Below are 17,394 nucleotides of genomic sequence, written 5' to 3'. Positions count from 1 at the left end.
ATTGACGGCTGACTTATGCGTAGATGTCTAAAAAGTTTTTAAAGATTTGATGGCCATGTTGACTCAAAATGGATTCAGGATGGAATTGTACGCCTTCAACAGGAAGTGTCTTATGTTTAACGCCCATAATTTCTTCCATTGAGCCATCTGCTTCATTGGTCCAGCATGTTACTTCAAGGCAGTCAGGTAGTGTTTCTTGATCAATGACTAATGAATGATAACGAGTTGCTGAGAAAGGGCTAGGAAGATTACTGAAAATACCTTTATTGCTATGGTACATATCAGATAAACGTCCGTGCATCACCGTTTTGGCTCTTACAATTTTTCCGCCAAAAGCTTGCCCAATACTTTGATGGCCTAAACACACCCCAAGTAAAGGAATTTTTCCAGCAAAATGATTAATTGCAGGAATTGAAATACCTGCCTCGCTTGGAGAGCAAGGGCCAGGACCAATCACAAGATATTTTGGTTGCCATCGTTCAATATCCTCTAATGTGACTTGATCATTGCGAACTACTTTTACTTCCTGATTCAACTCGCCAAAGTATTGAACGATGTTGTAGGTAAAAGAGTCGTAATTGTCGATCATTAGAAGCATTTTAGATTCAACTCACTAATATATAAAGGGATTTTATTTTGGGGTGATTTTGATACTCAATTTGGTACTCAATATTGAAAAAGTACCTATCTCATTGTATAAAATAAAGCCACCTCAATAGGTGGCTACTTTACCAGATTCTTTTGTGTCTGTAACGACAGATTGCACGTAGGACAATAACCAAAAACTTTTTCGCCCATCCTTGTATGGCCTTTGGTATCTGCCTTCACGAATCCGAGCGTCTAGAGTTTCAGGTTCGATATTGAGCATGTGTGCAAATTCTTCACGACCAACTCGGCGTTCTTCTTTTGACTGAGCAATACGTTCAGCTACAGCAACAATCTTTTCTAGAATGCTAGCCTCTATTTTAACTATTTGTCCCATTTACCCCTCCTTACTTTCCGCTTTAACAAAATCTGTACCTTCTGGATCTATCCCAAAATATTCACAAATTTCTGTAGCTTTTGTCGCACCTGGCCCATGTCTGGATACATGAACCCAATTCAAAACGTACTTTGGCTTTTTACTATTCATGAGAGCCATTAGATAAAGTTGCTCAAAATCGAGACTACTCATTCTTCACCAACCCTTTCAATCACTGTTTGGATTGCTTTCAAAGTCATGTCTTGATCAACTGGATTCATCAAAAGTGTTGTGATGTGCCAGCACTTAGTTTGATATTTTTGTGCATCTGCTTTGTGAGCTTTACAACGACGATCCAATTCTTCATTAAACAGAAGTAACTCTGCATGTTCTTGCTGAAGCTGCTCAAGTGTCATGTGCATATAGTCACTCATCCCTCAGCTCCTGATTCGCTTTCCAGCTTCATTGCACCTTCTTCTGGATACTCACTTATATAAACGTAGTAACCACTGCCGCTATGAGCTTCATCAAACCAAGCAATTGTTAATTCAGTTTCTAAAAGTTCTGGATCTTTGTTTGGTGCACCAAAGTTTGCTGCTGCATATAATTGCTCACAGGTTAAGTAAATCTTTTTCTCTGGCACCGTCTCGGCTTTGGCTTTATTCCATAACTGCCAAGCATCATTAGTTACAATATTGAAATAGCCATTCATTGTTTCACTGAATGCTAGGATGTCATTTTTACGAATAGCACTTTCACGTTTAAAAATTTCTGTAGTTTTGAATTGTGATTCAAAAGGGATACGTTCATTACCTGTCATTTAAGCCACCATCTCTGCATATTCTTCTTTAGTCCACTCAACAAACTCTTTATAAAGTTGTTGTGCTGGTTTATTTAAACGGTTGTTGTAGTCGATCGTTATGCGGCGCCAAGCGACTGGTACCGCATAATGTTTTGTTAGGAACATTGCTTGATCCATGCCTTGCCGGACTATTACGTAGCCCAGCAATTGCAAGTAGTACATAAAACCAAGCATGTGTTTTGGGCTCACTTTCTTGTACTGATCTTTCATATTAGAGGCCATCCTCTAAAAGATAGGCTGGCTCTGCTTCTGGTTGAGAAACTGCTGGATTTTCTAATTCATAGCGGCGTTTTCTCACATACCCCATTAGCTTCGGTTGAATCTGCGGATCTCGTGTAGCCACGTCTATTTCCAAAGCATCTAGCGTTGTAAGGTCTGGTGCAGTTTGGATTTGAACCATTAAAGAGGGTGGCTCATTAGCAGATGCCTTTTCTTTTTCTAGCTCTTCAAGTCGTTTGTGAGTGGCAACGAGGAGAGGTTCCATTTGTTTGTCATTCCACGTACGGGTATATCGATAAACCGCATTTACTTCTGCAGGTGTTTTTGACTCTTTTACACGCTGTAGAAGAGCATCTAATGCCTTCTGATATTCAGGATCTACTTTAGGCTCGTTAGTTTCTGGAACTAACAGATCTTCAGATGTGATGACATTTGTTTGTTCGGTAATAACAATTGTTGGTTGAGTTTCTGCAGAAATAACTTCACTAGGCTTTTCAGCTTTTGATTTTTTGCCTCTCTGTTTTTTAGGTTCCTCACCAAGACGAATAACACTTAAGTCATCATTAACTTCAAAACCTAACGCTTTGGACAGTGCTTTTAATTGAAGCTTGGCGTTTTCTGCATCACGTTGAACGAAGCCACTGTTAATAGAATCAATTAATGCGTTAGTTTTGAAATCTAAAACATAAACCGTAGGTGAATATGTACTGATTACATAAACTTCCTGACCCTCTTCATACTCATCAATAGTTAATGGCTTTGTGAATGTAATGCCAGCCAGCTCAATAGTTTCGATTTTGATGCAGAATTCAAAACCCGGTTTACCAAAAACAGAAGCGGGGAATTGATCTAAGTCAGAAAAGTCCAACATGTCTCCAATAGGACGACAAAGAACAGTTTTACCTTTTTGAAGAGCTGCAAATGCTTCAGCTGCAGTGATTAGATTATTCATGCTGTCATCCCCGTTTTAGCTAATGTTTCAATGTCTTGTTTAACTGCTGGCAGATTTGCTGCTTCAATTTGAATAAGGGTATCTATGCCGAAGTGTTCACAAACTGTTTTCACGTCTAGGCCGCGTTCAGCTATGAAGTTTTGAAGTTCATCTCTTTGTTGATCTGAGATGCCGTTAAATTCAGGGGGACTAATCCAAGTGCCACGTTGCTTATCAAACGTGCAATTCAATGCTTTAGCTCTCATTAACATTGCTTGTCGCATGTTCTGGTAATACATGTGTTCTTTATCAAGCGACTCAGTTAATTGATTAAGGTCACCTGCATGCTCAGCTTCTTCACAGCTTTGTTTCCAGTTTTCTAGCTCTTCTTGGGCTTTAGCTGCTGCAAGTTGTGCAGGCGTTAAGGTGTTAATGTGATCTTTAGCTTGAGTAATCAGGTCAGCCAAGAAAGTAGGGTGTGCTTTAAGATCAGGTACCCATACTTCACCGGTTTCACCGCCTAAAGCACCTGAGTTTTTCGCATGATGTGTAGGCGAAGGTTTGAAATTAATAACGCGGGCATTTTTACCTTCACCTGTAGTAACAGTTGTTAGATAACCCATGACATCTGCGATACGGTAAAGCTCGTTACGGTTTTTACCACCTAGATCTGGTCGGTAAATAATTTGATCACCGTTTTGATCTTCTGATGCGTGTGCAATGAAAACAACATCTTTACCTAAACTGATCAAAGTATTGATGTATTGCTTGAACGTTTGGTTCGCTAAACCTTGAGCCTTTAACTTTAAAGAACCATCTTTTTGACGGTTATTTGCCGTAAGTAACAGGTGGGTTTTAATGCATTCAAGCATTGCACCCACGGTATCAATGACTACGGTTTTATATGGTGCTAAGTCCTGCGGAGTAAGGTTTGCAACATCACTCCATTGTTGAACCTGTACAACTGCACCACGACGTAATTCACCAGTACGGTGAGCACCACGGTCAAAGTCAAAAGAAATTGCTTTTTCCGCAGTAAAGCCCATCGATGATTTACCTAAACCCGGATCAGCGTATAGGTACACAATAATTGCTTGAACCAATAAAGTTTGGTCAGCAGTAATAATCGGTAGAGCCATTTTATTATCCTTATCTTGAGCCAGTGAAGCCGCGCTTAGTTTTATAAGCTTTGCGGTCATAAGTAGGAATGTTTGTTTCACGCAGTTTTATAGCGAGCTGCTTTCTGCGTTGGAAGTCGATTACTTGCATAAGAGAAGCGAAAATCTTTGGTTCCTTAGCTTTAAATTGCTCAACATTAAGTGGCTTTTTAACGCCATCTTTAATTTCGTAAAGTACTGAGCCGTTAGCGTTTGCAGCATAGATAGCCCACTTAATACGTACGGAATAAAGACCTTTATCATCACGGCCCAAATAAGACTTGTAGCCGTCAGGGTGCTTTTTGAAATTAGACATGTTCAGCCTCCACCAACTTGTTACGTTCGATGAAGCCTTTTAGAAGGCCATTGATGTTTCGGATGTCTTCAAATTCGGTGAAATCGTTATATGACTTACCGTTAATGTCAGTGATTTCATTCACAGTGAGTTGGGTAATATCGACAGCGGTGAATTCAGAACCCGGAACGCCGTAGCTGTCTGGATGAGCTTCAAAATCAAAGCTAACGTTTAAACGGAAGCTATCTAATTTAATTACAGCAACGCCAGAATGTTTACCTGTGATTTTTGCGGTTAAAACCCCGTAAGTACTTGGTTGCGTTTTTGGAGTAAATAGAGAAGGAGCTTCTTTTGTTTGGAAAGCTGGCTGCAATTGGCAAGCAACTAAAGAACCACCAGAGATTGCAAGTGCAGCCATGCTGACAAATGCAAATGAGTTGAATGAGTTTACTTTTACGTTCATAATTGATCTCGCAGTTTGCAAAAGCACATCGAGAGGTAGGAGGTTCGGTGTGCTTTTTTGTTGTCTACGAGACAAATACTACTTTAAGTAGAAATTAAGTCAATACATAGTAGGGATTATTTCCTACTTAAAGTTGTATATTATTAGTTTTAAATAATAAAAAACCCACAAAAAGTGGGTTTAAAGTAAAAAATTAATAATTGGTTTCAAAGAAAATAAGCTGAAATTCAATAAATATCTCGGTACAAGCCAACCACTTTTCCAACAAGGCGGCAATCTTCGGAAAGTTTAATAATTTTATCAGGCCAGTCTGGGTTCAATGGTTCCAAGAATTTACTTGTTCCTTCGCCCTCAATGATAAGCTTTTTAAAAGTCGCCTCTGAATCGCCAGCGCAAGCTACAATTACAAGATCATCTGTTTTAAGATCAAATGTTTGAATGTCTGGATTCACATATATTCTATCACCCGGTAGAAAGGTTGGAGCCATAGAATATCCTACTACTTTTAAAGCATATCCATTTTTCCCGCATCTTTTATTTGGCGGTAAATATTCTTCAATTTCCGTATCTTTCAAAACTGTCTCAATCGGTGTAAATGAACCAGCCGCAACCCAAGAGATTACTGGAACCCTGCGTCCTTCGAAACCAACTTTATCTGATAAATCAATATTATTGTCTAACTTAGTGCCATGGTCTAAGTAACTAATTTCCACTCCAAAAATATCAGCCAATGTTTGTAGCTTTTCAATTCTTGGTTTAGCAGAACCGAGTGTATATCTACGAGCCATCTCATAAGAAACACCAATAGCATTTTTTAACTCATTGATAGTTTTAATTGGAGAGTCTTTTGCCTTCATCAATGCGTTGAGTCGGTCCGCAAAGTCTTTGTATTTAGCATCATCCATCAAAATAGGCTTCTTTTCTACTGTGGGTAGAATTTTACTATCAATTTTTAGTTGCACCAATTCTATTTTTGGTAGTATATTTCTTTCTACTTTAAGTAGGTTTTTTGGTGTCATTTATGACTACTCCACATGAAGCATTTAATAACGCTGTGACTTTTGCAGGGAGCATCTCAGCTTTAGCTCGAAAAATAGGGGTTACACCTTGGGCTGCTAGCAAATGGAATCCTGAGAAAATTCCAGAAGATCGCTGTTTGAAAATTGAGGAAATTACTCAGGGTCAAGTTAAGGCAGAACAATTACGACCAGATATTAACTGGGAATATGTTCGCAAGAACCTTAAGAAGCAAAACCAATCCGTGAGCTAATTCTCACAAATTAGCAAACGTGCGTATACGTGAAATTTAAAGAGGGATTCACATATGAGTGAAATCAACTTAAGCCCAGAGGCTAAAACAGCAATTTACAAGATGATTCACCAGTCACAAGGAGTTACGCCGCAAGAAATTGCAAACGTACTTGGTGACTCTTACAAGAGCGTACTTAATTACGCAAACCCAAATATGGAAAGCCATTTACCAAGTATTAAGAAGCTTGAGGCAATGATTCAGTTTACACGCAACCCAGCTTTAGTTAAGGCATGGGCACACATGCTTGGTTATGTTCTAGTGCCAGCTAATCAAGTGGATGAGAAAGGCCATGAAGTCAGCATTGTTGAAACCTTGCTACATATAAATATTAACAATGGCCAAACCAATCAACAGGTCCACAAAGTTTTAGAGGATGGAGTTGTTACGCCTGCGGAATTAGCAGATACAGAAGAAATCTTAGAAGAAATGGAAAACCACATTCGCCAACTTCGAGAGGCGCTTAAGTCGGAAGCTGCAACTTATATTTCTAAGGTAAAGAAAGAAAAAGCCTGATCTGGTCCATCAGGCTAGTTAATTCAATTACTTGCTAGAGGAATCGAATATGCAAACTAATCTATCAAATCAACAGCAAATAATCCAGAGCTGGTTTGAGCCGTCTCTCCACACACTTAAAGCATTAATCAAAAAGTGTGAAGAGAACCTAGAGCGAATTAAAGCTGATACTAAAAATGCAGCTGTAAAGCGAGATGAATTTAAAGAGGTTTTAGTGCGTCAGCATCGTATTACGTACAACCATGCTGAGGAAATTATTAGAAGCCTTGGTCGTGCTGGGCGTATTCGATACTTAGGTAGCACATACATTCAGATTAAAGAAGGCGGTGAAGCATGAATACATTTGTTGATGCTGCTCGTTCTTTTAGAACTCAATTCGACTTAAATTTTTCTGAAAAAATCATCGTAGATTTCTTTGCAGGCGGTGGTGGTGCAAGCACCGGTTTAGAAATGGGTTTAAACAGGCCTGTTTATGTTGCTGTAAATCATAATCCTAAAGCAATTTCTATGCATGAGGCTAATCATCCCCATGCAAAGCATTATGTTCAAGATGTATTCGCAGTAGATCCTATTGAAATATGTGATGGCTATCAAGTGGGTTGGTTTCATGCAAGCCCTGACTGTACACACCATTCTCAAGCTGCAGGTGGCCAACCACGTAAAAAAGAAATACGTGACCTTTCTTGGGTGGTTCTTAAGTTTGCAGGCAAAGTTAAACCTGATGTGATCAGCTTAGAAAATGTTAAGCAGATCTTAGGATGGGGGCCTTTAATTGCAAAACGAGACAAAGCAACAGGCAGAGTCATTACTCTCGATAAAATTGATCTTAATGGAAAAAAGGTAAATCGAATTGCAGAGCCTGGTGAGCGAGTTCCTCGTCACAATCAATTCTTAGTACCAAACCCAAAAAAGAAAGGGAGGACTTGGAAACACTTTGTCCGTAGTCTTGAACAACTTGGTTATGAAGTTGAGTGGCAAAAAAATATTATTGCTGCTGACTTTGGGGCGCCAACAAAACGTGAGCGATTATTTCTCATTGCACGCTGTGATGGGCAACCAATAGTATGGCCAGAAAAATACTTCTCAAAGAAACCTAAGGGCAATTTAAAAAAATGGCGCTCAACAGTTGAATGTGTTGATTTTTCAGATTTAGGAAATTCTATTTTTGATAGGCCGCAAGGTCCTCTAGCTGATGCAACTCTAAAACGCATAGCTAAAGGTATTCAAAAATATGTCATTGAAACTAAAGAGCCATTTTTTGTTAATTCTGCCACACCTTTTATTGGCCGTGATTTCCGTACAAGTTTTGGTCATGACATACGTGAACCATTAGCAACAACTACAGCAGGTTATGGCGGACATAGTTCTTTAATAAGTCCAATCCTTGTTCCGTTTATTACAGAGTTTGCAAACGCTTCTCAACAGCGGAATTGGTCAATTGATGAGCCTCTATCAACCATATGTGCACAAGTGAAAGGTGGGCATCATGGATTAGTTACTGCCAAGTTGAGCAAAGATAACTATAAGGGCGCTCTTCGTGTTGCTGCATTTTTAATTAACTACTACGGCAATGGAGACGCAAGAAGTATCACTGAGCCAATGGATACGATCACTACTAAAGATCGTTTAGCCCTAGTTACTGTTTGGATCAAAGGTGAACCTTGGGCAATTGTTGATATCTGTATACGCATGCTTAAACCACGTGAACTTTTTAGAGCGCAGGGGTTTCCAGATTCATACGTAATTGAATACGGGAGCGATGGAAAGCCTCTATCTAAAAAAGATCAAGTCTTTATGGTTGGTAACTCCGTTTCTCCATATCCAATGGCTGCTATCGCCAGAGCAAATAATCCATTTATTACGCAACAAATTAAGGGGGCCGCATGAATTATTACCAACACCATATTGGTGACTTTAACAATGCGACTCGCCACCTCAGTTTAATTGAGCGTGCGATTTACCGTGACTTATTAGACATGTATTACGACACGGAGAAGGCGATTGATGCAACAAGCATTGATCGTTTAGCACGTCGTTTGCAATGTACTACCGAAGAGCAAAAAGAAGCTCTCAAATATGTACTTGATGAGTTTTTCATTCTTGAAGAAGGTGTTTATCGCAATAATCGTTGTGAACGAGAAATTGCTGAATACCACGGGAAAAAGAAACAAGCGAGTGAGGCTGGTAAAGCGTCTGCTGCAAAACGTGCAGCGAAAAAGAAAGGTTCGTCCAACAGTGGTTCATCAAAAGATGATCAATCGTCTAACGAAAATTCAACGGTCGTTGAAAATCCGTTAAACGAAGAACAAACGGGCGTGCAACCAACCAATAACCATAAACCATTAACCATTAACCAAGAACCAATTATTGATAGTAGTGGTAATACGCGTGGAGAAAATTCGCAATTAACTCCAATTCAATTTGCTCAGTATCAGATCGATGATCACAAGCGTTATTCAATGCGTGAATTCATTTCTGAATACAGCGAGTTTCAATACGATTTCATCTCACTTGCTCAACAAAGATTTGTTTCTGTACCTGAAATCGACTTGAGAACCATGATTCAAAATTTCGGTGACTGGTACTTTGCAAACGAATCAAGTTCGTTGAATACACCAAGCATCTGGTTGGTTAAGTGGTTCTCTTGGGTTCAAAACAACGAGAAACAAGTCGCTGCTAACCGCAAGAAACAAGAGCAAATCAATTCAGCTGGTCAAAAACCACAAGAGTCGGGTTACTTCGCTAATCTTTTTGAAGAACAGAGCGAATCTCAAATCGTGGATGTAACCCCAGCAAAAAAGTTTCCAATGATTGAGGAGGTAGGTCATGCATGAGATTACCTTGAACGAAGTGCGTCAATTAATCGCTTCTCTTCGCACTGTTTACGCTGCTCAGTTCAATAAGCAATTTCCAGCAACAGGCGAAAGTGCAATTCCTCTGTCAGTGGTTGAGCAAATCGCACTTAAAACACTGGTTGGCGTTCAACAAAACCAATTTAACAACGCACTTGCTCGATTACTTACAGCAGGTGGACGCTTTATGCCGTCATTTGCCGAGTTTCGCACCTGGTGTATCGGTGAAAGTTGGATGCCTCCAGAAGAAGCTTGGTCTCGCGCATGTAAGTTTACAACTGACCGTTCCGTGGTTATTACCCAAATCACTAAGTACGCCTTAGACGAGGTTATGTATTTGATCGAAGCCGGCCAAATGCGAGCAGCTCAAGATAATTTCTTCGGGACATACAACGTGATGGTGGCTAAAGCTCAGTTAAAAGGCCGTCAGCAAGAGTTTTACACTCCACCGCTACAACTAGAGCATAAAGAACCTGAACACACCCCAGTAAGCAATGACGAAGCGCAAAAGCATCTCCAATCATTGATGGAACGTTTAAAAATCAATGGTCGTAAACCTGCACCATTACAAAAGCTTAAGGCTAAGGAAAAAGAGCCTGAACTTGCAAAAGAATTAGGTCCAGATCCTTTCGATAATCCGCACGAATACGTTGAGATGTGTCGCCGTGAAGGTATGCCGATTCCTCGAAATATTCTTCAGCTAATTGATCGGGTGAATATATGAGCCATTTCCAAGATAAGCATGTGATTCATGTTGATGAACAAAATCAAGTTATCAAGTTCACACGTAGAAATGAGATTGTGGAGTGTGATCACGGGCGTATTCAAATATCAAAGGAAGATAATGAGATCCTTTGTATGGACTGCAAAACAAAACTTAATCCAGTTTTATGGATTGCCAAATATTTAGACCAATTGAATCAAGTCACCCAACGTAATAACAGAATGCTGGCAGAGGTCCGTGAAATACAGGCAAAGCTTGAAAAGAAAAATAAGTTTATGTGCAAACACTGCCATGAAGTAAACACTATTGATTTTAAGAAGCTTCCTTCACAAGCAGCTGTAGTGCGCGGTATGGCCGTAATTGATCAAGAGTTTGACGGTATGAAAGTGGAGCATAGCCGATGAAGTTAACTAAACAGCAACGTGCTGAGCTAAAACAAAAGTTTGGTGGACATTGCGCTTACTGTGGTGATTTGCTTGGCGATAAGTGGCATGCAGACCATATCGAAGCAGTGAAGCGAGATTTAATTCATGTTGGTGGCGGTAAGTTAATTACGGGTGAAATGACTAGACCGCAAAACGACACTTTAGAAAACATGAACCCTGCATGTGTTCCTTGCAATACAAACAAATCGTCTATGCCGCTGGAAGGGTGGCGAAAAATGCTTGCACATTACCGTGATGTGCAGTTACTACGCGATAGCACACATGCTCGTCATTTACTTCGATTTGGACTGATTGAAATTAAGTCTGAGCCGGTAAAGTTTTTCTTTGAATCGTATGAGGTGAAGCATGGATAAGCCAATGACATTTAACGAATGGATGGGAAAGCAAGGCAATTTAGCTTTGATTCATGCTAATTGCTGCCGAATTGCCTATGAAGCTGGTCAGCAGTCAAAGCAAGCGAAAGTGGAGGAGTTAAAAAAAACAATAAGTGAAATGGCTCAAAGTTACAGAGTTGAGGCACACGAATTAAGTCGTATTAGAGATTTTGAAAAGTCTCAGATGTATAGCCATTTTGCTAATCAGTTGGAACATTTGCTTAAAGGTGGTGCTTGATGTCATCAGTCAGCATTGCTGAATACCGTAAGTTATTTCCGATAAAGAAAAATAAAAAGCGGCGTTCAGCAAAGCAAGTTGCCAGACAACCAAGTGTGGGTGAAATGGTTCTGGCAACGCATTTAAGAGCATGCAAGATCGGTTTTGAACAGGAATATAAGTTCCATTCTGATCGTAAATGGAGAGCAGATTTTTTAATAACGGGTACAAAGATTTTGATTGAGGTAGAAGGCGGGATCTGGAGCGGAGGCCGTCACACAAGAGGCAAGGGCTATTTAGGGGATATGGAGAAATACAACTCCGCAGCAATGATGGGTTTTACAGTTTTACGGTTCAGCACAGAGCAAGTTAAGTCCGGTATGGCATTAAAGCAAATTGAATTATTAATTAAGGGTAAATAGGAAGGCGATTATGTTAGTTGAAAAGTTTGATTTTATTGAGTTACTTCGCCTTGCTATTGCTCAAGGCAAAGCAGAAGGTAAGAAAATTTCTAAAGATGTTGTTTTAGGTGAATTAGCACTTTTATCACCAGCTGCAAAGCTTTGGGCCACAGTACTGGTTGAGAAGGTTGATTTTGAACGTATTGCAATAATTACCCCGGCACAAAAACAAACTGAAACTTTTTACAGTAAATATGATTTTAATTTTCAAACTGAACGCCGTATTGAAGATATTCCGGGCAAGGTTGAATTCGTTCGCGGCGAGATTAAATCTGGTAATTTTTTCCGAGCGCGAAATAAATTAGCGGTAAAGATTCATGAAGAAATGGTAAAGAAAAAATTTACCCCTACCAATGCCCAAGGTGATCTTACTAATCTGGCAAAAGGTATGGCTGAGATTATTTTACGCGGACATGTTTTCGTTAAAGCTATGTGTGGAGCATGCCAAGGATTAGGAAAACTCGAAACATTTAATTCAAAGGGTTTTCCTGAGGGTGCAAAGTTTTGCGAAAAATGTAATGGAACTGGCAAGCGTCCATATACATTAAATGAAAAAATGAAAATTGCAGGAATTGTTGCCACTAAGACTGCTTACATAAAAAGCTATCAAAAGTTTGAGTTATTAGGAGAATCTATTGTTGCAGAATGGGAAAATGAAATTAGATCGGGTATTTCTCGCTCATTTCGTTTTGAACTTCCTGATAATCAAGAAACTTGTGCTTGACAGTTGGGTATACACTTGAGTATAAAGATTTCTAAAATGGGCGAAATGTAAAGTAATCGCCAGAAAGATTTTAAAAGCTCGCCAAATGGTGAGCTTTTTTGTATTGAATGAATTATGAAATTTTATGCTTAGGCCTTATAATTTTCTAAATAAAATTAAACAGGAATAAGAAATGGGTAATCTGCCTAAATTCTATCAAGTTGGTACATGTCATTATAATCTTGATCAAATTGTCAAAATAGAATCAAGTATAGACCTTAGCTCCGTATTAGTTAATTTCTCGGATGGTTCTGAAGTAGAGTTTCCGTTCGATAGTGAAGATGAATACAATCAATTTATCCATTTAATAAGAAGTATAAATTTTTCTTCAGATTTAAATTTTTAATTTGCCGAGCGTATTACGGCGCATGAAGCCCTGCCAAATACTAGTTATTGGCGGGGCTTTTTCTTTTTGGAGTATGTATGACTGAATTTCAAAAAATTACGCATGAGATTAGACAGCTCCAAATAGAGCTAAATCACACAGGCAGTTGCACAACCAAAGGCCTAACAGAAGAAGAGATCGCTCACTTAGATGAGCGATTTTTTTTGGCCATAGCAAAGCAAAATAAATTAATCGCACGGCTCAACAATAAGCCTGAGGGCTTCTTATAAATATTGGTGGTGCAATGGATCCTAAAAAGTATTTTATTCTCACCAGAAAAAAAGAAAGGAAACCTAAACCAAAGAGCATGCCGTTGCCGAAAGCTACAGAAAAATACTTAAAAGCTGAAGAAGAATTTACTGAAGCTTTAGACAATCTGGAAATTAAGTACGAAAAGAAATTCCAGTTTAAGTCTACTAAGCATTGGCGTTTTGATTTTCATTTAATTGAACATCACATATTAGTTGAAATTGCTGGTGGCCCTTGGTCGGGTGGTCGAAAGGGTAAGCTAAAAAACAAAGCTTGGAGTCTTGATCGTTACGATGTGGCTGAAGAGATGGGTTACACAGTAATTCGCATAGAGGCAGCACCAAGATTTAAGATTAATGAATCTGGTCCATTACAGATCCAAGCTCATTTCGCTAGTCAGTGGCTTAAAAACTTAAAGAGGCAAATATTTAATGGATCAGATCAGACCATTCCCACCAACTGATTTTATTGACCAGGCCGAAGAAGAGGAAGCAATTCGTTTAATACCGGCACCAGACCTAAAGAAATGGGTTGTGGCTAACTACTTAACTATAGGTGGACCACTTCATAACCCTGATCATAACCATATTGCTGAGTTGCTTCATGATAATGAAGAGTTCTTAGCATTTGCTTGGGCTTCTTCTGCATATAAAAGCAAGCAAGCTATGGTGTTAGGCCAGTGCGAAAAAGTCATGTTCAATGTTGGTGGCTGGCGTAAAGCTCGACAAGAGCAACAGATGCGAGACTGGTTTGGTTTTGTACCTACATATTTAATAACTGTCGACGCTTCTTTCTGTGAGCGTGCAAACGATACAGAGTTCTGTTATTTGCTTGAACATGAGCTTTACCACATTGGAGTGATGAGAGACGAGGACGGAGAAATTGTTTATAGCGATAGTTCTGGTCTTCCTAAGCACTATCTTGCAGGTCATGACGTTGAAGAGTTTATCGGTGTTGTTAAACGCTGGGGTGCAAATGAAAACGTTAAGCGGCTTATTGAAGTCGCTAAAAACCCGCCGTTTGTTTCTGGTTTAGATATTTCGAAATGTTGTGGAAACTGCGTAATTACCTGAGCCTTGAGGCTCTTTTTTTTGGCTATTTAGGTTGACGTAGGTTGACAGGATTGAGGATATGGCGGCTCTAAAAAAAGAGGTAAAACTCTTTATAGTTCGCTCACTTGCCGTATTTAATACACCCACAGAAACTGCTGAGCTCGTCAACCAAGAATACGGGATAAAAGTTACTAAACAGCAGTGTGAGAAATACGATCCGACAAAACGGGCAGGCGAGAACCTGAGTGAAGAATTAAGAAAAGATTTTGAAAAGACTCGCGAAATGTTTTTGGGTAAGCCTGAGGCAATCCCAATTGCAAACTTAGCGGTGCGTTTACAGCGATATGAAAGCCAATATCAAAAGCACAGTAGAAACCGTGTAGCAGCTTTAAGCATTCTTAAGCAAGCTGCTGAGGACATAGGCGGCAAGTACACGAATAAGACTGAAATTACAGGCGCTGGCGGCGGTCCATTACAAAGCGAAAACATTACCTATGTGACTGCTACCGATGAGCAGGTAAGGCAGGCGATAGATGAACTCGAGAACGAATATTGATCCTGTTAAAACCAAAGCTAAGCGGATCAAATGTGAGAAAGAACATTTATTTTTCACACGAGCATTTTTCTTGCCTCGCATGGGTTTTAAGTTTTCGGTCAATTGGCATCATGAATATATTGCCGACAAGATTGATGAGGTTATAGCTGGCAAGGTTAAAAACCTAGTTATTAACGTTCCACCCGGAAGCGGTAAGACTGAACTACTCACAAATCTTATTGCCCGTGGTATAGCTCGTAATCCTCGTTCGCGCTTTTTGTATTTGTCTTTCTCGCAATCACTTGTAGAGGATGGGCGAATTCAAACATGAGGTGCGACAGTTTCAAAAGCCATATGATAATCAACAAGCTGAGCAAATTTCTCTAATGGTGTAAGCCAATCTAACGCCTTTCTAGGACGAGTATTCAGTGACATGGCAACTTGATTTAAATAATGCTGATCTGCCTGATTTAAATCAATCCCTTTAGGTAAATATTGCCTAATTAAACCATTCATATTTTCGCATGTGCCTTTTTGCCAGGGTGAATGTGGGTCACAGAAATATACATCTATGCCTAAATCTTCTTCGAGTATTTTATGTTCTGACATCTCACGTCCACGGTCATAGGTCAACGTTTTACGCAGTTCTGCAGGTAAATATTTCAGAGCTTCAGTTAAAGCCTTGCGCACTGATTCTGCCTTTGCATCAGGTAATGTTGCCAAGATACAGAGCCGTGTATTTCGTTCAATAAGTGTTGCTATCGAACTTTTATTGTCTTTACCTTTAATTAAATCAGCTTCCCAATGACCCGGTATTTTTCTTTCTTGAACTTCGGCTGGGCGCTCATGAATAGTTTTAATATCCTGTAATATAGAATCTTTTTTAGGTTCACCGTTAGCTTTTCGCTTTTTATTTTCATGACGTAGACAGGATAATAAGTCTTTTTTCAACTCACCCTTGGGTAATGCTCGTATCGTTGAATAAATCGTTGTATGGCTTACATTCATTGTTTGATCCAAATCAGGAAATGTCTTTAAACGCTTTGCTATTTGCTGAGGAGACCATAAACAACGGATCGCTTCAACAATAAATTTCCAGAGGATTGAATCGATTTTGAGTTTTCTGTGACCACGTCTACGTCTAGCAAAAGTGTTATCAGAAGCATATTGAGCTTGATAAACGTCATTGATGCTATTTCTTTTAAGCTCACGATAGATCGTACTAGGATGTCTTTTAATAAGTTCAGCAAATTTTCTGGCTGAAAAGCCTTCTTTTCTTGACTCAAGCATTAATGCAGTACGATCTTCAAAGTTAAGATGATGGTATGACAATTTTATATACTCCATAAACCCTTTAAATTAATTAGGTGGTTTATGTCGCACTTCAAGTTTTACTCTGCCATGTATCAGCTACAGCTAGAAATATTGTTAAGTCGGAAGACTTTCAGAACTTATGGCCTGTAAAGATTTCTACCAGTACGGATGCTAAGTCGAGCTGGAAAACCACCGTTGATGGCTATGATGCTGGTCATGTTTATTCTGCTTCAATGGGCGGGCAGGTCACCGGTCGCCGTGCTGGTACATTAGCCAATGAGGGCTTTACCGGTGCGATTATTCTCGATGACCCATTAAAGCCTGAGGATGCATTTAGCCAAACAGCTAGACGGAAAGCTAACCGTAAGATCTTAAACACGGTCAACTCTCGTAAAGCTAAATCTGATACGCCAATTATTCTGATCATGCAGCGTTTGCACGTTGAAGATCCGACTAACTTTGTGTTGACTGGCAATGTACCTGGTGAGTGGGAACAAATCAGTATTCCCGCACTTATTGATGATGAGTACATCAGTAAGCTACCAGAGCACATACAGCGCAAAATTCCACGTGATGTTGAACGTGATGAGAAAGGCCGTCAAAGCTACTGGCCGTTAAAAGAATCTTTACTTTCTTTGCTTCAGCTGGAGAAAGGCGGGGAAGATAAAGACGGCGCCACAGTGTCACGCTATACATTTGCAAGCCAATACATGCAAAACCCTAAAAAGCTGGGTGGTGATCTTGTTAAGGCTGAATGGTTTGGCCGTTATGTTGAATTACCTGTTCTTAAATGGCGTGCGATTTGGGCAGATACGGCGCAAAAGACAAAAGAACATAACGACTTTTCAGTGTTCTTATGTGCTGGTCTTGGCTATGACAATAACCTTTACATCATTGACGTGAAGCGTGGCAAATGGGAAGCACCAGAGCTATTGAAAGAAGCAAAAGCTTTTATCAATAAACACAAGGACAGTAACACAAAGATTGGCAAGCTTCGTTATATGGCCGTAGAGGATAAGGCGAGTGGTACCGGTTTAATTCAGTCCATATCTAAGCAGACCACTTTACCAATACGTGCGATTCAGCGAAGTACTGACAAGCTATCAAGGACAATGGACGTCATTCTTTATGTTGAAGAACGCCGTGTTTGGTTGCCAGCTAATGCACCGTGGCTATTGAATTACATTGAAGAGATTGAAGGCCTTACTGCTGATTGGTCACATGATCATGACGACCAGTGGGACCCGACCATTGATGCAATTAATGATTCATTAGCCAAAAAGCCAACTGTATTTGATTAGAGGAAATT

The 17,394-nt window shown here is 39.7% G+C and carries 28 protein-coding genes and 2 pseudogenes; 18 read left to right on the top strand and 12 right to left on the bottom strand.

What is annotated here, in order from left to right:
- Positions 1-13 precede the first annotated feature (13 nt).
- The 11 genes from EGS71_RS06970 to EGS71_RS06920 form a co-directional block, all read right to left on the bottom strand.
- Entirely contained in the window at positions 14-598 is a 585-nt protein-coding gene (locus tag EGS71_RS06970; RefSeq protein WP_000925673.1) for an anthranilate synthase component II, read from the bottom strand.
- Positions 599-712: 114 nt separating this feature from the next.
- Positions 713-982 (bottom strand): hypothetical protein, encoded by a 270-nt coding sequence (locus EGS71_RS06965; RefSeq protein WP_000529848.1) that lies wholly within the window; start codon positions 980-982, stop codon positions 713-715.
- Positions 983-1,174: a hypothetical protein gene (locus EGS71_RS06960; protein ID WP_019767537.1), complete on the bottom strand. Its 192-nt coding sequence runs from the start codon at positions 1,172-1,174 to the stop codon at positions 983-985.
- Positions 1,171-1,395 (bottom strand): hypothetical protein, encoded by a 225-nt coding sequence (locus tag EGS71_RS06955; RefSeq protein ID WP_001286975.1) that lies wholly within the window; start codon positions 1,393-1,395, stop codon positions 1,171-1,173. Before EGS71_RS06955 ends, EGS71_RS06960 begins: the two co-directional genes overlap by 4 nt.
- Positions 1,392-1,781 carry a hypothetical protein gene (locus EGS71_RS06950; RefSeq protein ID WP_000147325.1) on the bottom strand — a complete coding sequence of 130 codons (390 nt, stop codon included), beginning with the start codon at positions 1,779-1,781 and terminating at the stop codon, positions 1,392-1,394. The genes EGS71_RS06955 and EGS71_RS06950 overlap by 4 nt, the downstream gene beginning before the upstream one ends.
- Positions 1,782-2,033 (bottom strand): hypothetical protein, encoded by a 252-nt coding sequence (locus tag EGS71_RS06945; RefSeq protein ID WP_000654840.1) that lies wholly within the window; start codon positions 2,031-2,033, stop codon positions 1,782-1,784.
- A 1-nt stretch (position 2,034) separates the two neighbouring features.
- Complete coding sequence (locus EGS71_RS06940; RefSeq protein WP_002010443.1) at positions 2,035-2,994, bottom strand: hypothetical protein; 960 nt, start codon at positions 2,992-2,994, stop codon at positions 2,035-2,037.
- A complete protein-coding gene (locus EGS71_RS06935; protein WP_002009727.1) occupies positions 2,991-4,112 on the bottom strand; it encodes an ATP-binding protein in 1,122 nt (373 codons plus the stop codon). The genes EGS71_RS06940 and EGS71_RS06935 overlap by 4 nt, the downstream gene beginning before the upstream one ends.
- A 10-nt stretch (positions 4,113-4,122) precedes the next feature.
- A complete protein-coding gene (locus EGS71_RS06930; protein ID WP_000064469.1) occupies positions 4,123-4,446 on the bottom strand; it encodes a hypothetical protein in 324 nt (107 codons plus the stop codon).
- Positions 4,439-4,888, bottom strand: coding sequence for a hypothetical protein (locus EGS71_RS06925; protein ID WP_002009895.1), 450 nt, complete (start codon positions 4,886-4,888; stop codon positions 4,439-4,441). The genes EGS71_RS06930 and EGS71_RS06925 overlap by 8 nt, the downstream gene beginning before the upstream one ends.
- Positions 4,889-5,115: 227 nt before the next feature.
- Entirely contained in the window at positions 5,116-5,907 is a 792-nt protein-coding gene (locus tag EGS71_RS06920; RefSeq protein WP_031946637.1) for a LexA family protein, read from the bottom strand.
- Between the two features lie 2 nt (positions 5,908-5,909).
- On the opposite strand from EGS71_RS06920, the gene EGS71_RS06915 reads away from it, so the two are divergent.
- The 17 genes and pseudogenes from EGS71_RS06915 to EGS71_RS06835 form a co-directional block, all read left to right on the top strand.
- The gene (locus tag EGS71_RS06915; RefSeq protein WP_000210973.1) at positions 5,910-6,158 is read left to right on the top strand and encodes a transcriptional regulator; all 249 of its coding nucleotides are present in this window, start codon (positions 5,910-5,912) and stop codon (positions 6,156-6,158) included.
- A 54-nt stretch (positions 6,159-6,212) separates the two neighbouring features.
- Complete coding sequence (locus EGS71_RS06910) at positions 6,213-6,713, top strand: phage regulatory CII family protein (RefSeq protein ID WP_001289843.1); 501 nt, start codon at positions 6,213-6,215, stop codon at positions 6,711-6,713.
- Positions 6,714-6,762: 49 nt separating this feature from the next.
- A complete protein-coding gene (locus tag EGS71_RS06905) occupies positions 6,763-7,050 on the top strand; it encodes a hypothetical protein (RefSeq protein WP_002009763.1) in 288 nt (95 codons plus the stop codon).
- Positions 7,047-8,600 carry a DNA cytosine methyltransferase gene (locus EGS71_RS06900; RefSeq protein WP_002009818.1) on the top strand — a complete coding sequence of 518 codons (1,554 nt, stop codon included), beginning with the start codon at positions 7,047-7,049 and terminating at the stop codon, positions 8,598-8,600. The genes EGS71_RS06905 and EGS71_RS06900 overlap by 4 nt, the downstream gene beginning before the upstream one ends.
- Complete coding sequence (locus EGS71_RS06895; protein ID WP_002010228.1) at positions 8,597-9,547, top strand: YdaU family protein; 951 nt, start codon at positions 8,597-8,599, stop codon at positions 9,545-9,547. The genes EGS71_RS06900 and EGS71_RS06895 overlap by 4 nt, the downstream gene beginning before the upstream one ends.
- Complete coding sequence (locus EGS71_RS06890; RefSeq protein WP_025464973.1) at positions 9,540-10,289, top strand: hypothetical protein; 750 nt, start codon at positions 9,540-9,542, stop codon at positions 10,287-10,289. The genes EGS71_RS06895 and EGS71_RS06890 overlap by 8 nt, the downstream gene beginning before the upstream one ends.
- Positions 10,286-10,693, top strand: coding sequence for a hypothetical protein (locus EGS71_RS06885; protein WP_000017854.1), 408 nt, complete (start codon positions 10,286-10,288; stop codon positions 10,691-10,693). Before EGS71_RS06890 ends, EGS71_RS06885 begins: the two co-directional genes overlap by 4 nt.
- On the top strand, positions 10,690-11,088 hold the full coding sequence (locus EGS71_RS06880; protein WP_002009846.1) for an HNH endonuclease: 399 nt from the start codon (positions 10,690-10,692) through the stop codon (positions 11,086-11,088). Before EGS71_RS06885 ends, EGS71_RS06880 begins: the two co-directional genes overlap by 4 nt.
- Positions 11,081-11,347 carry a hypothetical protein gene (locus tag EGS71_RS06875; protein WP_000360558.1) on the top strand — a complete coding sequence of 89 codons (267 nt, stop codon included), beginning with the start codon at positions 11,081-11,083 and terminating at the stop codon, positions 11,345-11,347. The genes EGS71_RS06880 and EGS71_RS06875 overlap by 8 nt, the downstream gene beginning before the upstream one ends.
- Entirely contained in the window at positions 11,347-11,748 is a 402-nt protein-coding gene (locus tag EGS71_RS06870; protein ID WP_002009712.1) for a DUF559 domain-containing protein, read from the top strand. The genes EGS71_RS06875 and EGS71_RS06870 overlap by 1 nt, the downstream gene beginning before the upstream one ends.
- A 10-nt stretch (positions 11,749-11,758) precedes the next feature.
- Positions 11,759-12,511, top strand: a complete 753-nt coding sequence (locus tag EGS71_RS06865) for a hypothetical protein (protein WP_002010243.1) — start codon at positions 11,759-11,761, stop codon at positions 12,509-12,511.
- Positions 12,512-12,683: 172 nt separating this feature from the next.
- Positions 12,684-12,896, top strand: a complete 213-nt coding sequence (locus tag EGS71_RS06860; protein ID WP_000527469.1) for a hypothetical protein — start codon at positions 12,684-12,686, stop codon at positions 12,894-12,896.
- Between the two features lie 77 nt (positions 12,897-12,973).
- Positions 12,974-13,165, top strand: coding sequence for a hypothetical protein (locus tag EGS71_RS06855; RefSeq protein ID WP_000134358.1), 192 nt, complete (start codon positions 12,974-12,976; stop codon positions 13,163-13,165).
- 14 nt (positions 13,166-13,179) lie between these two features.
- The gene (locus tag EGS71_RS06850; RefSeq protein WP_025464972.1) at positions 13,180-13,647 is read left to right on the top strand and encodes a hypothetical protein; all 468 of its coding nucleotides are present in this window, start codon (positions 13,180-13,182) and stop codon (positions 13,645-13,647) included.
- Complete coding sequence (locus tag EGS71_RS06845) at positions 13,616-14,257, top strand: putative metallopeptidase (protein WP_002009680.1); 642 nt, start codon at positions 13,616-13,618, stop codon at positions 14,255-14,257. Before EGS71_RS06850 ends, EGS71_RS06845 begins: the two co-directional genes overlap by 32 nt.
- 58 nt (positions 14,258-14,315) lie before the next feature.
- On the top strand, positions 14,316-14,792 hold the full coding sequence (locus EGS71_RS06840; RefSeq protein ID WP_000729394.1) for a DUF2280 domain-containing protein: 477 nt from the start codon (positions 14,316-14,318) through the stop codon (positions 14,790-14,792).
- Positions 14,770-15,084, top strand: a pseudogene (locus tag EGS71_RS06835) (helicase); the annotation flags it as partial. The gene EGS71_RS06840 and the pseudogene EGS71_RS06835, both read left to right, overlap by 23 nt.
- A gap of 8 nt (positions 15,085-15,092) precedes the next feature.
- On the opposite strand, the gene EGS71_RS06830 reads toward EGS71_RS06835, so the two are convergent.
- The gene (locus tag EGS71_RS06830; protein WP_012308653.1) at positions 15,093-16,061 is read right to left on the bottom strand and encodes an IS30 family transposase; all 969 of its coding nucleotides are present in this window, start codon (positions 16,059-16,061) and stop codon (positions 15,093-15,095) included.
- A gap of 95 nt (positions 16,062-16,156) precedes the next feature.
- On the opposite strand from EGS71_RS06830, the pseudogene terL reads away from it, so the two are divergent.
- Positions 16,157-17,386, top strand: a pseudogene (gene terL / locus EGS71_RS06825) (phage terminase large subunit); the annotation flags it as partial.
- Positions 17,387-17,394: the final 8 nt, after the last annotated feature.

This window comes from Acinetobacter sp. FDAARGOS_559, assembly GCF_003940475.1.
Lineage (GTDB): Bacteria > Pseudomonadota > Gammaproteobacteria > Pseudomonadales > Moraxellaceae > Acinetobacter > Acinetobacter baumannii.
The sequence above is the reverse complement of the archived record's forward strand: the minus strand, read 5'-3'. Positions and strand labels throughout refer to the sequence as shown.